Genomic DNA, 15346 nt, shown 5'->3' on the forward strand with positions numbered 1-15346 from the left:
AACCTATGGCTCGCCTCGACACGAGGAGGCCCCTCGCACGCAGACCGGGTCTGGCCGGGCCGCGATCACTCCGCCGGGGCGGAGGGGGCGGGCCGAACGGTGGTGATGCGGTGGACCGCGAAGCGTCGTACGGCCTCGGCGCGATGGTCGTGGGCGGTGAGTCGGCCGCTGTCGACGGCGACGGGGTCGACCACGCGGTCGGTGCGTACGCCGCGGTCATCGACGTACTCGATCAGCACCGGTGCGCCGGCGTCGATCGCCTCGCGCAGCACGGCCACCGCGTCGGAGGGCGGCTGGGGGAGGGGTGAGGGGGTCTGCGCCGCCGTCTCGGCCCGGGTCCGGTCCCCGGCGCGAACGGCGGCGACCACGGCGCTCACCCGGGCCGCGGAGCGGGCGGTGTCCAGCCCGGTCGGGCGAGGTGCCTGCGGGGTCCGGGCCCGCAGCGCGTCGGGGCGGGCCACGTGCACGGTGCCGTCGGCGGCCTCGACCACGGGCGCGGCACCCAGGTCGCGCAGCCGCGGGAGGAGCAGGTCGATCGGCGTACTGCTCACCAGCACCGTCGGTGCGATCCGCCGCAGCCCGAGGGAGCCGGCGCGCGGATGGTTGAGGAGCTCGGTGAGCGTGGTCTCGTCCTCGGCCCGCAGGAAGGCCTCGGCGTGCCCCACCCGGATCCTTCCGAAGGTGCGTGCGGTGTCATCGACCAGGTAGTCCAGCGGCTGCGGCACCGGCGTGCGGGACACGCTCCCGAGGAAGGTGTGGATCTCGGTAGCGGTCCAACCGGCGTCCAGGGCGCGGCGCACGCTCGAGGGGGTGAAGCGATACACCGTCGCCCCGCCCCGGGACTCCACGTCGGCCATCTCCTGGAGGCGGCGTGCGAGGGCGGGATCGAGGGGGCCCGGCGCGACCCCGGTCAGGTCGGCCTGGAGGAGGAGGTGGTCGACAGGTTCCGGGAGGAGGTCGGCCAGGAGCGGCCGCGGGTCCTCGCCTGCCAGCCAGGCCCGCGAGTACGACGACGGACCGCCGAGGCCGGTCACGCCGAGGGTCTCGGCCTCGGTGAGGGTCCAGACCGCGTGGTCGGCCCGGCTGCGCGGCCGCCGGGGGCGGAGCCAGCTCAGCCTCGACACCAGGCTGGGCGCCCCGGTGCCGGCTGCCAGCGCCTCGCCCGGTCGGAGCCCGGTGAGGACGTCGAGCGTCATCCGCCGGGTGTCGGCGATGTGCACGCTGGTCAGTTCGGGGACCAGCGCGTTCCACGTCTTGCCCGCGGCGTCCCGGCTGCCGACCAGTCCGGGCGCGCGATGCATCGCCAGCCACGCGTCGACCAGGGTCAGCCAGCGGTCCGCGGGGTCGACGGCGACCCAGCCGTCGAAGGCGTCGGTGGGCATCCACGCCGGGTTCCCGTCCTGGTCGGCGGAGGTGGCGACCAGGCCGGCGGCGTACGCCACCTCGGCGAGCAGCGCCGCCGTCGGCTCGTCCACCTGGAGCCGGCCGGCTGCGGCCTTGAGATCGCGTACGGCCAGACCGCCGCTGCGCAGGGCGACCGGCGGGGAGGTGCCCCATCCGTCCAGGAGCAGCTCTGTGCGGCGTACCGCCTCGAAGGCGGCGCCGGCGGCGCCCTGGTCGACGAGTCGGGCGGGCCGGTCGGAGGTCGACACGGCCGGCGGGATGTCGGAGCGGTCCCGGGTGGTGGTGCCACCGCGCAGGGCCAGGGCCACCTCGCCGGGCACCGCGAGTACGCGACCGTGCGGCACCAGGAGGCGCCGGGCGATGAGCTCCTCGGCCGGGTGATCAGCCTCCTCGGGGGTGACGTCGAGTCGAGCGGTGCCGCTGGTGGCCTCGCCGCCCTGCCGGTCGACATGTGAGAGCAGGGCCCTGGCCGCCGGTGAGAGGGCCTCCAGTCGCGCTGACACCGCCCCGGGGCCCTCGGCGTCCTCCGCGAGCGGCCGGACGCCGCTCACCCCGCCCTCGGGCCCGCCGGTCAGCAGTGCCGGGATCCCGGTCAGGGCGCGCAGGCCGCCGGTCGACTCCCAGGCCAGGGCCAGATCGCACAGCCGGTCCAGGGCGGCTGTGATACCGGTCTCGTCCGCACGGATGAGATGAAGAAGATCCCGACGGGTGGTTTGATGCGCGATCACCAGGGCATCAAGGACGACGAGCTCCGCCCGCGTCAGCTGGTCGAGCGCACGAACGAGGGAAGCACGGGTCGCCGCCCGGCTTGCCAACTGGCCGGAGTCGCGAGGGACAGGAGTGGCGAGATCGGGACGCAGGATCAGGAGCCGGGCGAGCCGCTCCTCGGGCCAGGCCCGGAGCTGGTCGGCCAGCGACCGGTGTCCCTCCCCTCGACTCACTCGCTCTACTCTAGGCGCCCAGCACCACACCCCGAGGTGCCCCGACCGAGCAGGTCACCGGAGGAGCGGATGAATCAACTCGAGGTCCACCATGGCGCGGCCACCGATGTGGGCCTCGTGCGCGAGGTCAATGAGGACTCGCATCTCTCCGCACCGCCGGTCTGGGTGGTCGCCGACGGGATGGGTGGTCACGACGGCGGCGACGTCGCCAGCAGGATGGTCGTGGAGGAGTTCAGCGCCCTGGGCGAGAGGGAGTACGACCCGGCCGGCGCCACCGCCGCCGTCACCGCGGCCCTGAGCCGTGCCCAGGACCGGATCGCGGCGTACTCCGCCGAGCACCGCGCGGCCGGTCAGCCGCACTTCCACTCCGGCACCACCGCCGTGATCGCCGTCCTGGTCCGCGCGAGCCACGGCCCGCAGTGGCTGCTCGCCAACCTCGGTGACTCGCGCGCCTACCGATTCTTCGACGGCACCCTGACCCAGGTCAGCGTCGACCACAGCGTGGTGCAGGAACTGGTCGACGCGGGCTCCATCACCCCCGAGGACGCCGCCGTCCACCCCGACCGCAACGTCGTCACCCGTGCCCTCGGTGGCGGTACGCCGGTCGACCCCGACTTCTTCCATCTCACCGTGCCGGCGGGGATGCGTCTCCTGCTCTGCTCCGACGGGGTGAGCGGCATGCTGGACGCCGATCAGATCGCATCCGTCCTCGGCGAGACACCGGATCCGCGGGACGCCGCCGAGCGGCTGGTCCTCGCCGCCGTGGCCGAGGGCGGTCGGGACAACGCGACCGCCATCGTCATCGATGTGGTGGGATGGTCGGACGAGAACCCCTATGACTCGGAGCGACAGCGGGCGAGTCTTGAACAGAAACTGGGAGTCCTTCCGTGACTGACGTGGTCACCTCATACCGACCGGGAGAGTGGATCGGCATCGTGGGCGCACGCGCCACCGTGCTGCTCCCGCCCACCGAGAAGGCGCGTGCCGGCGCCCTGTGGGGGCTGGTCGATGACGGAGCCGAGTTCGACACGGTGCTGGACTCGCTGGTCTCGACCGGTCTGAGCAACCTGCCCGGCTTCGTGCTGCTCGCCACCGAGGGCCCGGAGGACGCACTGGTCACCCGGGTGATGATCCGTGGCGGTGCCACCGCCGTCCTCGAGTCGGACGACGGCACGGTCGAGCTGACCGGCTCCTCTTCGGCAACGTGGGTCGAGCGTCGCCTCAGCGGCGTCACGCACCTCCATGTCGACGTCGGCGAGGGCGGTGCCGAGGGTGAACCGATGCTGGTCGACTCCGGGCTCGTGCGGGTGTCGCGGATCGAGGTTCCTCCTCCCGCGCCCGAGCCCGCGCCGGCGCCCGAGGCCGCCGCGCCGGCGCCCGCGCCCGAGGCCGCCGCACCGGCCTGGTCGCCGGCCGCGACCCCGCCCAGCGGGCCCACGACTCCGCCACCACCCCCGCTCGTCCTCGTGCCCGAAGTCCACGACCCGGCCTCCGACAGCGCGGAGGTCGGCCTCCAGGGTGACGGTGAGATCGCCGGCCAGGGTGAGGAGCAGTTCGAGGACGCGGACCAGGGTGAGGAGCAGTTCGAGGACGCATACGGGTTCGAGGATCCCGCCCCCGCCGAGGGCGACTCGTCCGACGACGAGGCAGCCGCGTCCATCTCGTCCTGGGAGACCGAGCCGCAGTGGGGGTCCGACCCGCTCACCGACCCGTCGATCCCCCCGGTGCCGGAGGGTGACGCCGAGGAGACCGAGCCGGAGGACCCGGAGCAGACGGAGGGCGCGGCCGCTCCGCCGCCGCCTCCGTTCGTGCCGCCGGCCGTGCCCGGTGGGCCCACCATGCCGCCGCCGCCCGGACCGCCGCCGGCCCCACCCACCATGCCGCCGCCGGCCTGGACCCCTCCGCCCCCGCCGCCGCTGCCCGGTGCGGGCTCGGCCGACGGTCTGAGCGAAGGGGCGAGAGACTGGCCGAGCCACGAGCAGGGTGAGGATCTCGCCGCCGACGCGCTCACCGAGCAGATGCCAGCCGTGACCGGGCCGCCGGCCGAGCCCCCGGTCGACCCGGGCGCGATGACCGAGGGGATGCCGACCGCGCCACCGGCCGACCAGGACCACGACGGACTCACCCAGATCGGTACGCCGGGGGAGGAGTTCGCGCGCCAGCATCCGGGCATCCCCGGCCAGCCCTCGGCCCCGAGCGTCACGGCATTCCCGGTCGCCCGACTGGAGTTCTCCAGTGGGGAGCGGGTCGACGTCGACCGAGTCGTCATCGTCGGCCGCGCACCGGAGGCCAGTCGGTTCACCGCCACGGAGCAGCCGATGCTGGTGACGGTGCCCAGTCCAAACCAGGAGATCTCCTCCACCCATCTCGAGATCCGTCCCGGATCCGGAGTCGACCACGGCGCCGCAGTGGTGACCGACCTCGGTTCGACCAACGGCACCGTGCTCGTCCAGCCCGGGCTCGGGCCGGAGGAACTCCCGCCGGGCATGCCGGTCCAATTGATCCCGGGCGCCATCGTCGACCTGGGGGACGGACTCACCATCCGCGTCCTGAACGCCTGACCGGCAGATGTCTGTGCCAGAAACCCCGCAGGAGAACGCGGTCGCAGCCGGTCTGGACCGCCGCTTCTACGCCTTCGTCATCGATCGGCTGATCGCCTGGTCGCTCTTCATCGCGGCCGGCGTCAGCGGCTGGCTGGTCAGCGGTGAGGTCCTCACCACCGTACTGATCGTGCTGGCGGTGGTGGTCGTGGTCTCGCTGCTGTGGGCCATGATGGTCGGCCTCGCCGGCGTTTCGCCCGGCAAGGCCGCGCTCGGACTGCGGGTCGTACGCCGCGAGACCGGCGGCCCGCTCGGCGTGGGCCGTGCCCTGCTGCGTCAGCTGATCCTCGGCATCGCCAGTCTGCCCGTGTTCGGGCTGGGCATCGGCATGCTGGCCTGGACCGCCGTGATGGACCGCTCTGGTCTCCGTCGCGGGTGGCACGACCTGGTCAGCCACTCGGCGGTGGTCGATGTCCGGCCGCCGGAGGTCGCCGACGTCGACGAGGCTCCCGCCCCCCGCCGGATCGTCAACCTCACTGCGATGCGGCTGATGCCGGTCCCACCCACGCCCGAGCCCGCCGCACCTGAGGCACCGGCCGTCGGGCCCCCGGCCGCGGCCCCCGCCCAGGACCCCGTGCCGCCGTTCGCGTCGGCGCCCGCGCCTGCCCCGGGGTACGACGTACCCACGCCCTGGCTCTCGGCGGAACCCGAGGCACCGCAACCCGCCCGCCCGGCGGCGTACTCACCGGAGCCGCCGGCCGTGACGCCGCCACCGGCTCCGGCCCCGGCTCCGGCGCCAGCTCCGGCCCCGCAGGTCCCGGTCCGGAACCCGGCACCGAGCGCCGCCGCCCAGGCGCCGAGCCAGCAGGCTCAGCCGGGCCGTCCGGCTCCGGGAGCGCACCTCTCCAGCCACGCCGCCACCCGCAACCCACCGCCCGCCGTACACCAGGCCCCGGCGGCCGGGCGTCATCAGACACCTCCGCCGATGGCCAACGTCCGGTGGCAGGTCAGCTTCGACACCGGAGAGTCCTTCGTGGTCGAAGGCCTGGCCCTGGTGGGCCGCAAACCCGAGGCCCGGGCCGGCGAACCGGTGGCACACCTGGTCGCGCTGCCCTCCAGCGACATGTCGCTGTCCAAGACCCACGCCCAGTTCCAGGTGGCCCCCGACGGAGCCCTGGTGGTGATGGACCGCGGATCGACCAACGGGTCGGTCCTGATCCGGGCCGGCGTGAGCCGGGCCCTGGGCGCACGCAAGCCGGCCACCCTGCGCGAGGGCGACCGGGTCAGGTTCGGTGACCGCGAGATGACGGTCGCGAGGGCCTGACCCGTCCCGGGACGGGCGTCCCGAGGCGCCGAGGGCCCTCGGACGCCGCGCCGCGGCTCCATCGATCCGGCCCCGCCTGAAGGCCTGGCGACCGGAAAGTCCCTACGATGCAGGGGCGAGGAAGCTCCGAGCGCTGAGGAGACCCATGGCGACACCGCCCTCCAGCTCAGCTCCGGACTCGTCGCGTCTCGACCCCCAGGTCGTGAGGATCGCGATGGCGATCATCACCGGCGGCGTCGCGGTCATCTTCGACACCACCATCGTCAACGTTGCGCTCAACGACCTCGCCGACGAACTCAACGCCTCGCTCAGCACCATCCAATGGGTGAGCACCGGTTACCTGCTGGCGATGTTCATCGCCATCCCCGCGACCGGATGGCTCCAGGAGCGGGTGGGGGGCAAACGGCTCTGGATCGCCGCGCAGGCGGGGTTCCTGGTGGGGTCGGCGCTGTGCGCTTTCGCGTGGAACGCCGAGAGCCTGATCGCCTTCCGGGTCCTGCAGGGGCTCGCCGGTGGCGTCATGACCCCGTTGATGATCACCCTGATCATGCAGGCCTCGCGCGGACAGGCGCTGGGTCGCCTGATGGCGGTGGCCGGGTTGCCGGCGGCGCTCGGCCCGATCCTGGGACCGGTGCTGGGCGGTCTGATCCTCAGCCAGCTGACCTGGCACTGGCTGTTCCTGGTCAACGTGCCGGTCTGCCTGATCGGGATCTTCCTGGCCTGGCGGATCGTCCCGGACGACCGGCCTTCCGGTCACCATCCGACCCGGAAGCTGGATGTCGTCGGGCTCCTGCTGCTCTCGCCGGGCGTCGTCGGGGTCATCTACGGCCTCTCCCGGATCGGCGAGCACGGCGGGGTCGGGTATCTCGACGTGTGGTTGCCGATCCTGTTCGGTCTTGCCCTGGTGGCCGCCTTCATCGGATGGGCCCTGCGACGGGGCCCCCATGCCCTGCTCGATCTGCGACTGCTGCGCCACCGCCCCCTGGCGATGGCGTCGCTGTTGATGAGCCTGGCCGGCCTCGCCCTGTTCGGCGCCATGTTCTTGTTGCCCCTCTACTTCCAGGCCCTGCGCGGCGAAGACGCTCTCACGGCTGGGCTGATCCTCATCCCGCAGGGCGTGGGCACGCTGCTGGCCAGATCTCTCGGCGGCCGATTCACCGACACGCTGGGTGCTCGCCCGGTCGCAGTGACCGGATTCGCGGTGATCACCCTGGGCACGCTGCCGTTCGCCTTCTCCGGGGCGGAGAGCGCGTATTGGTGGTTGATGCTGGCACTGCTGGTGCGTGGGATGGGGGTGGGCCTGGCGATGACCTCGCTGATGACCGTGGCGTACGTCGGTCTGGAGCGTCAGGAGATGCCGGACGCCAGCATCTTCACCCGCATCACCCAGCAGCTCGGCGGATCCTTCGGCACCGCGCTGCTCGCGATGGTGCTGACCGCGACGATCGTGGATCCGACCGACCCCTCCTCGGTCGCGGCAGGCTTCGACCGGGCGTTCTGGTGGGCGACCGGGCTCAGCCTGGTCGCGGTCGGACTGGCGTTCCTGCTGCCCAGCCGACGCGATGCCGTCACCACCGTGTGACCGAGGCTCTGGGGTCAATCGGTCTCGGCAGGCTCCGGCACGTCGTCGAAGGTGTCTGGCCGTCGCTCGACGGTCGCATGATCCAGCGGCCACACCACCGCGAAGACCCGGCCCACCACCTCGTCGGTGGGTACGTACGCCGACGCAGGGTCGCACTCGCGCAGCGGTCGGCTGCACAGGTGGTAGGACGAGTCCGCGGACTCATCCCGGTTGTCGCCCATCACGAAGAGTCTGCCTTCGGGCACGGTGGCGCTCCAGCCCCGTCGGCACCCGGCCATGGGGCCGTCGCACACGGACTGGGGATCGATGAAGTCGTCCTCGTCCAGGGGGTGGCCGTTGACGCTGAGCCGACCGCGGGCATCGCAGCACGAGACGGTGTCGCCGCCGACTCCGATGACCCGCTTCACGAGGTGGCCGCCGGTGGGGTAGAGGCCCAGGGCGGCGAGGGTGGAGGCGACCGGGCCGGAGGGGCCGGCGCTCTCGCTCTCGTCGAGCCAGCCGCCGGGATCGTCGAAGACGACGACGTCGCCGCGCTCGGGTTCGCCACCGAACCACGAACTGACCTTCTCCACGAGGATCCGGTCGTCGATGCTGAGTCCGGGCTCCATCGACCCGGAAGGGATGTAGAAGGCCTGCACGACGAAGGTCTTGATGCCCAGGGCGAGGCCGACCGCGAGCACCAGCAGCAACACGACCTCCTGGACGAGGGACGCGGCGCTGCGTGCTGGCTTGCTCACGTCGTGACCCTATCCAGGCAGGGCCAACGCGCCGGCCGATTCGGGTCGGCCGGATAGTGCCGGGGTGATCAGCGGGAGATCACGATCGGGATCTTCGTGACGGTGCCGGTCGAGCCGCGCCACACGATCCGGCCGTCGTCGCGCCGGGGGCTCTCCCCGGCGACGGCCACAGTGAATCGGCCGCTCTCCCCGGGCGCGAGCCGGAGCGCCGCCGGCCGCACCCGCACGTCGTGGTGCTGGATGCCGCGCACCCGCACCGAGAAGTAGCGCGCCCTCCGAGTGGTGTTGGTGACGGTCCGCGCCGTCCGGTCGACCGAGGTGTCGAGTTGGACCGAGGGGGTGTTGAGCGGCCCGCGGAGTCGGCCCTCGAACCAGGCCCTGAGGTCGCGGTCGGACACCGGGAAGACGAGCCCCGGCCGCTGGGCCGCGCGCAACCGAGCCGTGCCACCGCCGGTGCGGAGCACCGGGCCGGAGACGTGGCCGGCCGTGGTGATCAGTGCGGAGGTCATCAGGTCAGGGGACCAGCCGGTGCGGGCGAGGAGTACGGCGGCGGTGCCGCTGGTGATCGCGGTGGCCGCGGAGGTACCGCCGACCAGCGCCCAGCGCCCCGTCGCGGCAGGCACGGCGGCCAGCACGCCGGCGCCGGGGGCGACCAGGTCGGGCTTGATCACCGCGCCCCGCGGGTCACCGGCGCGGGAGGTGCCGAGCGGGTGATCGGGCCTCGCCGAGGCCCTGGGGAGGAGCGAGACACGGGTGTCCGGCCGGCCCCGAAGCCTGCCCAGCAGGGTGTTGGCCGCGGCGCGGTCCAGGTGCACGGTAGGCACCGCGTGGAAGTCGGCGACGACTGGCTCGCGGTCGGCGTTGACCAGGATCATGCCGACACCGTCGGCCCGGGCGACGGTCGCGGACTTGTCGGTGCGCCCGACTCCTCCGCCGCGCTCGCACACGACGATCCGGTCGGCGACCCGGGCGGCGTCCAGGCTGCCGGGGGAGCAGTGTCGCGCGGCAGCAGGGGGCCGGCCCGGGGCGGCCGCCTGCGAGCCGAGCACGACCGGCGCCTCGTGGACCCGGCTGTCGGCGGCCATCGCACCCATGAGGGAGAGTCCGTCGGCGCGGACCTCGCCGCGCGGCTGGGCGCCGGCCGTCGCACCGACCGAGAGCACCCACGGGCTCGGATGGGCCGAGGGGCCGCCCGCCCCCGTTCCGGCGGCCGCCACGGTGATCACCCCTGCCTCGCGCGCGCCGAGGAGGGCGGTCTCGACCGTGTCGAGGTCGCCTGGGCCGGCGACGGAGAGGTTGAGGACGTCGACGCCGTCCGCGGTGGCGGCGTCGATCGCGCTCACCAGATCGGCGGTGGCACAACCGTCATCGGCTGGGTCGGGTGCGGTCCAGCAGGCCTTGTAGGCAGCCAGTCGCGCCTGCGGCGCCTGGCCGCTGTGGGTGCCGGTGCCCGTGCCGGGCACCGAGACGCTCACGCCGGGGTTGCCGGCCGCGATCGAGGCCATCGCGGTGCCGTGACCGTCGTCGTCGCGGGCGGAGAGCGTCGCGCGGCTGGCCAGCCGGTCCTCTCCGAACCCATCGACGAACCAGCGGGCCCCCACGATCTTGCCGTCACAGGAACTCATCCGCTCGCCGGCGACGCACTCGCCGTTGAAGTCCGCCGGCTGCTCGCCCAGCCCGGGCACGGCCGAGAGGCCGGCGGCGCTCGGGTCGATGCCGGTGTCGACCACGCCGATCACGATCCCGGCGCCCCCGCGGAGCCGGCCGGTCACGGCCGTGTCGCGGGTCAGGCCAGCCTCCCGCCCCGACGTACGGCGCACGGCGTTGGCCTCCACCATGCGCACCGCCGGGTCGGCAGCGATCGTCGCGGCCTGCTCGGCGCTCAGGCGGGCTGCGAAGCCGGACAGTGCGGTCCGCCAGGTGTAGAGGGGAGCAGCCGACACCTCGGCTCGGCGCAGGACACCCTCCTGGGCACTCGCGATGGTCCGGGGGTCGGCGCCCCCGGCGGTGCCGGGTCCGGTGAGGGTCACCAGGTAGATCCCGTCACCACTGGGCCGGTCGTACGCCGACGATGCGCCTGCCGGCGCGGCGAGCGCGGCCAACAGCGTGATCACGGCGAGGACGACGGCGGTCGCACCGCGGCGGGGCGCGTGCGGTCGCGGTGTCTGGCGGGGGGAGAGCATGGGGGACCTCGGGTGCTCGCATTGTGGGGGAGAGCGTGGACCATTGTGTGCCATTGACGCCCTCCCCGCCAGGGTGCCCGCCTCGGCCTGTGGACGACGGGCGGGTGCCGAGCGCTGTCCGTGCCACCGCCGAGTTCCGCGATTTCCGGTGCCTTCCAGGGCACGGCCTACGCTCCCCACCATGCCGTTCGAACCGTGGTCCGTGGCCGGTCCCGCGTTCGAGCACCTGGGCGACCGCGCCCTCAGCCAGCAGCCATTGCCGGGTCCGTGGATCGTCCTGGCGACAGCGATGGTGGCGCTCGCACTGGTCGGCCTGCCGGCGACCTGGCCCCGCGTGCGCCTGGCCATCACCATCGTGCACGAGGCCGGGCATGCACTCGTAGCGGTGCTGGTGGGTCGCCGACTCGCCGGCATCCGGCTGCACTCGGACACCTCCGGCGTCACGGTCAGTCGCGGTAGACCGACCGGGCCCGGTGTCGTGGTGATGTACGCCGCCGGCTACCTGGCGCCCGCACTGCTCGGTCTGATCGCGGCGCTCCTGCTGGTCGCCGGCCGGGCGCTGGGGCTGCTGTGGCTGCTGGTGCTGGTCCTGATCGTGCTGGTCGTCTGGATCCGCAATCTGTACGGACTGGCGGTGGTGCTCGGTGCGGTCGCGGTGCTCGGGGTGGCGAGCTGGTTCGCACCCGTCGATCTGCTCGTGGTCGCGGCGTACCTGGTCACCTGGGTGCTCCTGCTCGCCGCACCGCGCCCCCTCCTCGAGTTGCTCCGCGCCGGCAGGAACGGGCGGCGCGGCTCCGACCCCGACCACCTCGCCCGGCTCACCCGGGTGCCCGCAGTGCTGTGGATCGTCGTGCTCCTGATCGCGAACCTGGCCGGCCTCGCGGTCGGCGTCACCACCCTGCTTCCCGAACTCGTCGGCTGAGGACACCGCCGCCACGACGATCCCCGGTGCGTGGCACAGGTCCCGGGCGGGCCGAACGGTCGCCCTCGACATGCTCGGGACGTGTGTCGAGGCCGAGACCAGATGTCGGTGGCCGGTCTCAGGAGGGCGGCACTACGCTTGGCCCACCCCGGCGGCACCGTCGGGGCCGACCGTGCGAGCTGGACGAGAAGAGGTAGGGGCCGTGCCCACTGGCAAGGTGAAGTGGTTCGACGCCGAGAAGGGTTTCGGATTCCTGACACAGGACGACGGACCCGACGTCTACGTGCACGGCGATGCGCTGCCGGCGGGCACCGCGAAGACCATCCGTCCCGGCACACGCGTCGAGTTCGGCATCGCGCAGGGCCGGCGTGGTGAGCAGGCGCTGCAGGTGCGACTCCTCGACGCACCGGCCTCGGTGGCCCGCAATCGGGCCGCGGTGCAGCGCCGCAAGCCCGAGGAGATGGTGCCGATCGTCGAAGACGTAATCAAGCTGCTGGAGACCATTCGCGACGGCTACGAGCAGGGCCGCCACCCCGATCGCCAGTTCGCGAAGAGGGTCGGCCCGGCGCTGCGCAAGCTCGCCGACGAGTTCGAGCTCTGAGCTTTTCGGCGCGAGCGGGTCTGCACCGTCGCGCCGGAAGACAGGAGCGTGGCACGGCGGTTCTCGCCCCGCTGCCGCGCGGGCTTTTCGGCGCGAGCGGGTCTGCACCGCCGCGCCGGAAGACAGGAGCGTGGCACGGCGGTTCTCGCCCCGCTGCCGCGCGGGCTGGCGGATTCAGCCGAGGTCGGGACCGTACGACGCCGGCCGGTCGTGCCCGATCGGTGCGGTGGGCGGCGGCTCGGCGGACACTCGGTCCGGGGCGGTGGTGTCCGTGCCATCCGGAGCCTCCGCGGCGTCCGCCGCCGCAGCACCGTCGTCGGCCGCTTCCGCGGTGCCGCGCCCGACGTGATCGCGCGTGATTCCGGCAGAACCCGAGCCTGCGCCGACGGGATCGGCGTGGGCTCCGGCCGTACCGGCGGCGTCCTCGGACCCCTCGGCAGCACCGTCACCGGCCGGGCCGGGGGCGCCCGCTGCCGTGGTGGCCTCGGCGTCCTCGGGCGCTGAGGGGCGCTTGGCGACCAGGACGTAACCGGCCCACGCCACGAGCACCACGGCCGCGATCCCGAGCCCGAGGCGAGGGTGCAACGGCAGCGCGATGCCGACGAAGCCGCCGATGACCCAGGCCAGCTGCAGGGTGGTGTCGCTGCGGGCGAAGGCGCTGGCCCGGATCTTCTCCGGCACGGCCGCCTGGATGGTGGCGTCGAGGGAGAACTTCGCCAGCGACTGCCCGAGCCCGGCCATCAGTGCCACCAGCGTGAGCGTGAGTACGCCGTAGAAGAGGGCACCGACCGTGGCTGCGACCACATCGGCGACCAGCACCGCCGTCACGGTGATGGCCGGGTTGATCCGCCGCAGCAGCGAGGCCGCGACCACGCCGATGAAGTTGCCGGCGCCGGCGGCACCCGCCACCACGGCGAGCAGCAGGGTCGCGCTCCAGCCGTCGATCGGGTGCGCCTGCAACAGGAACGCCATGAACATCAGCAGGAAACCGGAGAACCACCGTGGACCGCAGTTGGCCCACAGGGCGAACGCGACGGTCGGCGGCATCCGCATCTGAAGGCGTCCCTCGCGCCGGGTCAGGCCGGGTCGCCCCCGCCAGGTCAGCGAACCCTCTCCCGCGGCTGAGTCGACCTGTCCGGGAAGTCGGATCGCGAGCACCGTCGCGACCACGAAGAGCACGAAGGCCCAGCGCAGCACCCAGTCCGAGCCGGCCAGGGAGGCGAGTCCCGCGATCGGAGCCGAGACCACGACACCCACGGTGCCGGACATCGACACCCGGCCGTTCGTCTTGACCAGGGTCAGGCTCTCCGGGAGTAGCCGGGGTACGGCGGCGGCCCGGGTCACGCCGTACGCCTTGGATGCGACGAGCACGCCCAGCGCGGCGGGGAAGACGGCCGCCGAGTCGTCGGCCAGGGCCCCGGCGAGCACCCAGCACAGGAACGCCCGCACCGCCATGGTGGTGCCGATCGCCCAGCGCCGACCGTGGGCGAACCGGTCGAGGAACGGGCCGATCAGGGGCGCGACGATCGCGAACGGCAACATCGTCAGGCCGAGGAAGAGCGCGACGTTCTCACGGGAACTCGACCCGTCGGTCGGCACCTGGAAGAAGAGTGAGCCGGCCAGTGCGATGGCCACGGCAGCATCCCCGGCCGTGTTGGCGGTATGGAGGTGGAAGAGCCGGTTGAGGCCGGAGGCGTCGGCGCCCTGGGCGTCCGCCGCGCGGCGGGCCGAGGAGACGGTGTAGCGGCCCGCCCGACCCAGCCCGTGGTACGCCGAGGACAGGCCCCTGCGCACGCCTCCGCCCCTGCGTTCCTCGGACTCCATGCACCCATCCTGCCCGGTCACCGGAGGCGGCGACGCAGGCCCACCGGTGACCCCGGCCTGACACGGGACGGGGTCATGGGTGATGATTTCTTCCGTGACCACCATCGTGACGGAGCTGGAGCCATCGGCGGACGCCGTGATCTCCGCGGCCCGCAGCGCGCTGCTGGAGGAGACCGACGCCGCCTCGGTGGGCGAGCACCTCGGTCACGAGGTCGAGGACGGCCATGCGGTGACCCATCACTTCGCCTGCACCCTGTCGGGGTATGTCGGGTGGCGCTGGTCGGTCACCGTCGCGCTCGCGCCGGGCAGCGACCGGATCACCGTCGACGAGGTCGTCCTCATGCCCAGCGGCGACGCGGTGGTGGCGCCGTCATGGGTGCCTTACCGCGAGCGGCTGCTCCCCGGCGACCTGTCTCCGGGTGACCTGCTGCCGGTGGCCGACGACGACCCGCGGCTGGTGCCGACGTACTCCTTCGGCGACGACGCTCTGGACACCGACGAGAAGGCGCAGATCCGTGCGGTGGCCCAGGAGCTGTACCTGGGTCGGGTGCGCACGCTCAGCCCCGAGGGCCGCGACGCAGCCCATCAGCGGTGGTACGCCGGGGAGTCCGGCCCGGAGGCCAAGATCGCCCAGGCCGCGCCCGACCGGTGCTGGTCGTGCGGGTTCCTCGTCCGCCTGAGCGGCCCGCTCTCCGAGACCTTCGGGGTGTGTGCGAACGGCGACGCCAACGACGACGCTCGCGTGGTCAGCCTCGATCACGGCTGCGGTGCGCACTCCGAGGTGCGGCTGGCCAAGAAGCACCGGCCGCTCCCGCCGCCGGAGATGGTCTTCGACACCGTCACGCAGGACGAGATCGACTCGGTCTGACCTGAGTCGGGCCCTGCCTCGGTCGGCGCTCAGCCCTGCTCGGGTGCCGGGGCGCCGGGCTGCGGCTGGCTACGGCGTTCGCGCCGGCGACGGCAGTACTCCCACCCGCACAGCCCCAGGCCGAATCCGGCCAGGCAGGTCCACAGCACCCAGCCGCGGTCGGCGTCGACGAGCCGTCCGTAGAAGGGGAGCAGGCCGAGGAAGGCGACCAGCCACAGACCGGTGCCGACCGCCACGGTGCGTACGCCGTCGACGTCGAGCGGTTCGACGTCGGCGATGAGATGACGCTCGTGCAACTGGTCGTGCTCCTCCACGCCGACCACGGTAACCCGGGGGCGGTGCCCCGGCCGACTCGGCAGCGAGGTGTGGGTTCGGGTCGGTGTCTGAGAACACAGGAATACTTAGCTGAAGTAATGACTT

At 73.2% G+C, this 15346-nt stretch carries 12 protein-coding genes; 7 read left to right on the forward strand and 5 right to left on the reverse strand.

What is annotated here, in order from left to right; genetic code table 11:
- Nucleotides 1-65: 65 nt before the first annotated feature.
- On the reverse strand, nt 66-2345 hold the full coding sequence (locus G515_RS0113675; RefSeq protein ID WP_028660587.1) for a helicase C-terminal domain-containing protein: 2280 nt from the start codon (nt 2343-2345) through the stop codon (nt 66-68).
- A 69-nt stretch (nt 2346-2414) separates the two neighbouring features.
- Between G515_RS0113675 and G515_RS21455 the strand changes: the two genes are divergently transcribed.
- The 4 genes from G515_RS21455 to G515_RS0113695 all read left to right on the forward strand — a co-directional run bounded on the left by G515_RS21455 (nt 2415) and on the right by G515_RS0113695 (nt 7791).
- Nucleotides 2415-3236, forward strand: a complete 822-nt coding sequence (locus tag G515_RS21455; protein WP_036555537.1) for a PP2C family protein-serine/threonine phosphatase — start codon at nt 2415-2417, stop codon at nt 3234-3236.
- Nucleotides 3233-4906: an FHA domain-containing protein gene (locus G515_RS0113685; RefSeq protein WP_028660588.1), complete on the forward strand. Its 1674-nt coding sequence runs from the start codon at nt 3233-3235 to the stop codon at nt 4904-4906. The genes G515_RS21455 and G515_RS0113685 overlap by 4 nt, the downstream gene beginning before the upstream one ends.
- Nucleotides 4907-4913: 7 nt before the next feature.
- A complete protein-coding gene (locus G515_RS0113690) occupies nt 4914-6209 on the forward strand; it encodes an RDD family protein (protein WP_028660589.1) in 1296 nt (431 codons plus the stop codon).
- A 214-nt stretch (nt 6210-6423) separates the two neighbouring features.
- The gene (locus G515_RS0113695) at nt 6424-7791 is read left to right on the forward strand and encodes an MDR family MFS transporter (protein WP_245565400.1); all 1368 of its coding nucleotides are present in this window, start codon (nt 6424-6426) and stop codon (nt 7789-7791) included.
- Nucleotides 7792-7805: 14 nt separating this feature from the next.
- On the opposite strand, the gene lepB is transcribed toward G515_RS0113695, so the two are convergent.
- Nucleotides 7806-8528: a signal peptidase I gene (gene lepB / locus G515_RS21460; RefSeq protein ID WP_051218380.1), complete on the reverse strand. Its 723-nt coding sequence runs from the start codon at nt 8526-8528 to the stop codon at nt 7806-7808.
- Nucleotides 8529-8596: 68 nt separating this feature from the next.
- On the reverse strand, nt 8597-10711 hold the full coding sequence (locus G515_RS0113705) for a S8 family serine peptidase (protein ID WP_028660591.1): 2115 nt from the start codon (nt 10709-10711) through the stop codon (nt 8597-8599).
- Between the two features lie 181 nt (nt 10712-10892).
- Here G515_RS0113705 and G515_RS0113710 point away from each other — a divergent pair, with 181 nt between their 5' ends.
- Entirely contained in the window at nt 10893-11633 is a 741-nt protein-coding gene (locus tag G515_RS0113710) for a M50 family metallopeptidase (RefSeq protein ID WP_157571107.1), read from the forward strand.
- 202 nt (nt 11634-11835) lie between these two features.
- Nucleotides 11836-12234 carry a cold-shock protein gene (locus tag G515_RS0113715; RefSeq protein WP_028660593.1) on the forward strand — a complete coding sequence of 133 codons (399 nt, stop codon included), beginning with the start codon at nt 11836-11838 and terminating at the stop codon, nt 12232-12234.
- Between the two features lie 174 nt (nt 12235-12408).
- Here G515_RS0113715 and G515_RS21465 read toward each other — a convergent pair whose 3' ends face one another.
- Nucleotides 12409-14058, reverse strand: a complete 1650-nt coding sequence (locus G515_RS21465) for an MFS transporter (RefSeq protein WP_157571108.1) — start codon at nt 14056-14058, stop codon at nt 12409-12411.
- Nucleotides 14059-14152: 94 nt separating this feature from the next.
- On the opposite strand from G515_RS21465, the gene G515_RS0113725 reads away from it, so the two are divergent.
- Nucleotides 14153-14926: a DUF3027 domain-containing protein gene (locus G515_RS0113725; protein ID WP_245565401.1), complete on the forward strand. Its 774-nt coding sequence runs from the start codon at nt 14153-14155 to the stop codon at nt 14924-14926.
- Nucleotides 14927-14955: 29 nt separating this feature from the next.
- On the opposite strand, the gene G515_RS0113730 is transcribed toward G515_RS0113725, so the two are convergent.
- On the reverse strand, nt 14956-15240 hold the full coding sequence (locus G515_RS0113730) for a DUF2530 domain-containing protein (RefSeq protein ID WP_245565402.1): 285 nt from the start codon (nt 15238-15240) through the stop codon (nt 14956-14958).
- Between the last annotated feature and the right edge of the window lie 106 nt (nt 15241-15346).

Origin of the sequence: Nocardioides insulae DSM 17944, assembly GCF_000422825.1 — a bacterium.
Taxonomy (GTDB): Bacteria; Actinomycetota; Actinomycetes; order Propionibacteriales; family Nocardioidaceae; genus Nocardioides; species Nocardioides insulae.

What these genes read in the sequence shown, in the direction of transcription:
- G515_RS21455 (WP_036555537.1), top strand. Translation starts at nt 2,415, where the DNA reads ATGAATCAACTCGAGGTCCACCATGGCGCGGCCACCGATGTGGGCCTC.
- G515_RS0113690 (WP_028660589.1), top strand. Translation starts at nt 4,914, where the DNA reads ATGTCTGTGCCAGAAACCCCGCAGGAGAACGCGGTCGCAGCCGGTCTG.
- G515_RS0113695 (WP_245565400.1), top strand. Translation starts at nt 6,424, where the DNA reads ATGGCGATCATCACCGGCGGCGTCGCGGTCATCTTCGACACCACCATC.
- G515_RS0113705 (WP_028660591.1), bottom strand. Translation starts at nt 10,711, where the DNA reads ATGCTCTCCCCCCGCCAGACACCGCGACCGCACGCGCCCCGCCGCGGT.
- G515_RS0113710 (WP_157571107.1), top strand. Translation starts at nt 10,893, where the DNA reads ATGCCGTTCGAACCGTGGTCCGTGGCCGGTCCCGCGTTCGAGCACCTG.
- G515_RS21465 (WP_157571108.1), bottom strand. Translation starts at nt 14,058, where the DNA reads ATGGAGTCCGAGGAACGCAGGGGCGGAGGCGTGCGCAGGGGCCTGTCC.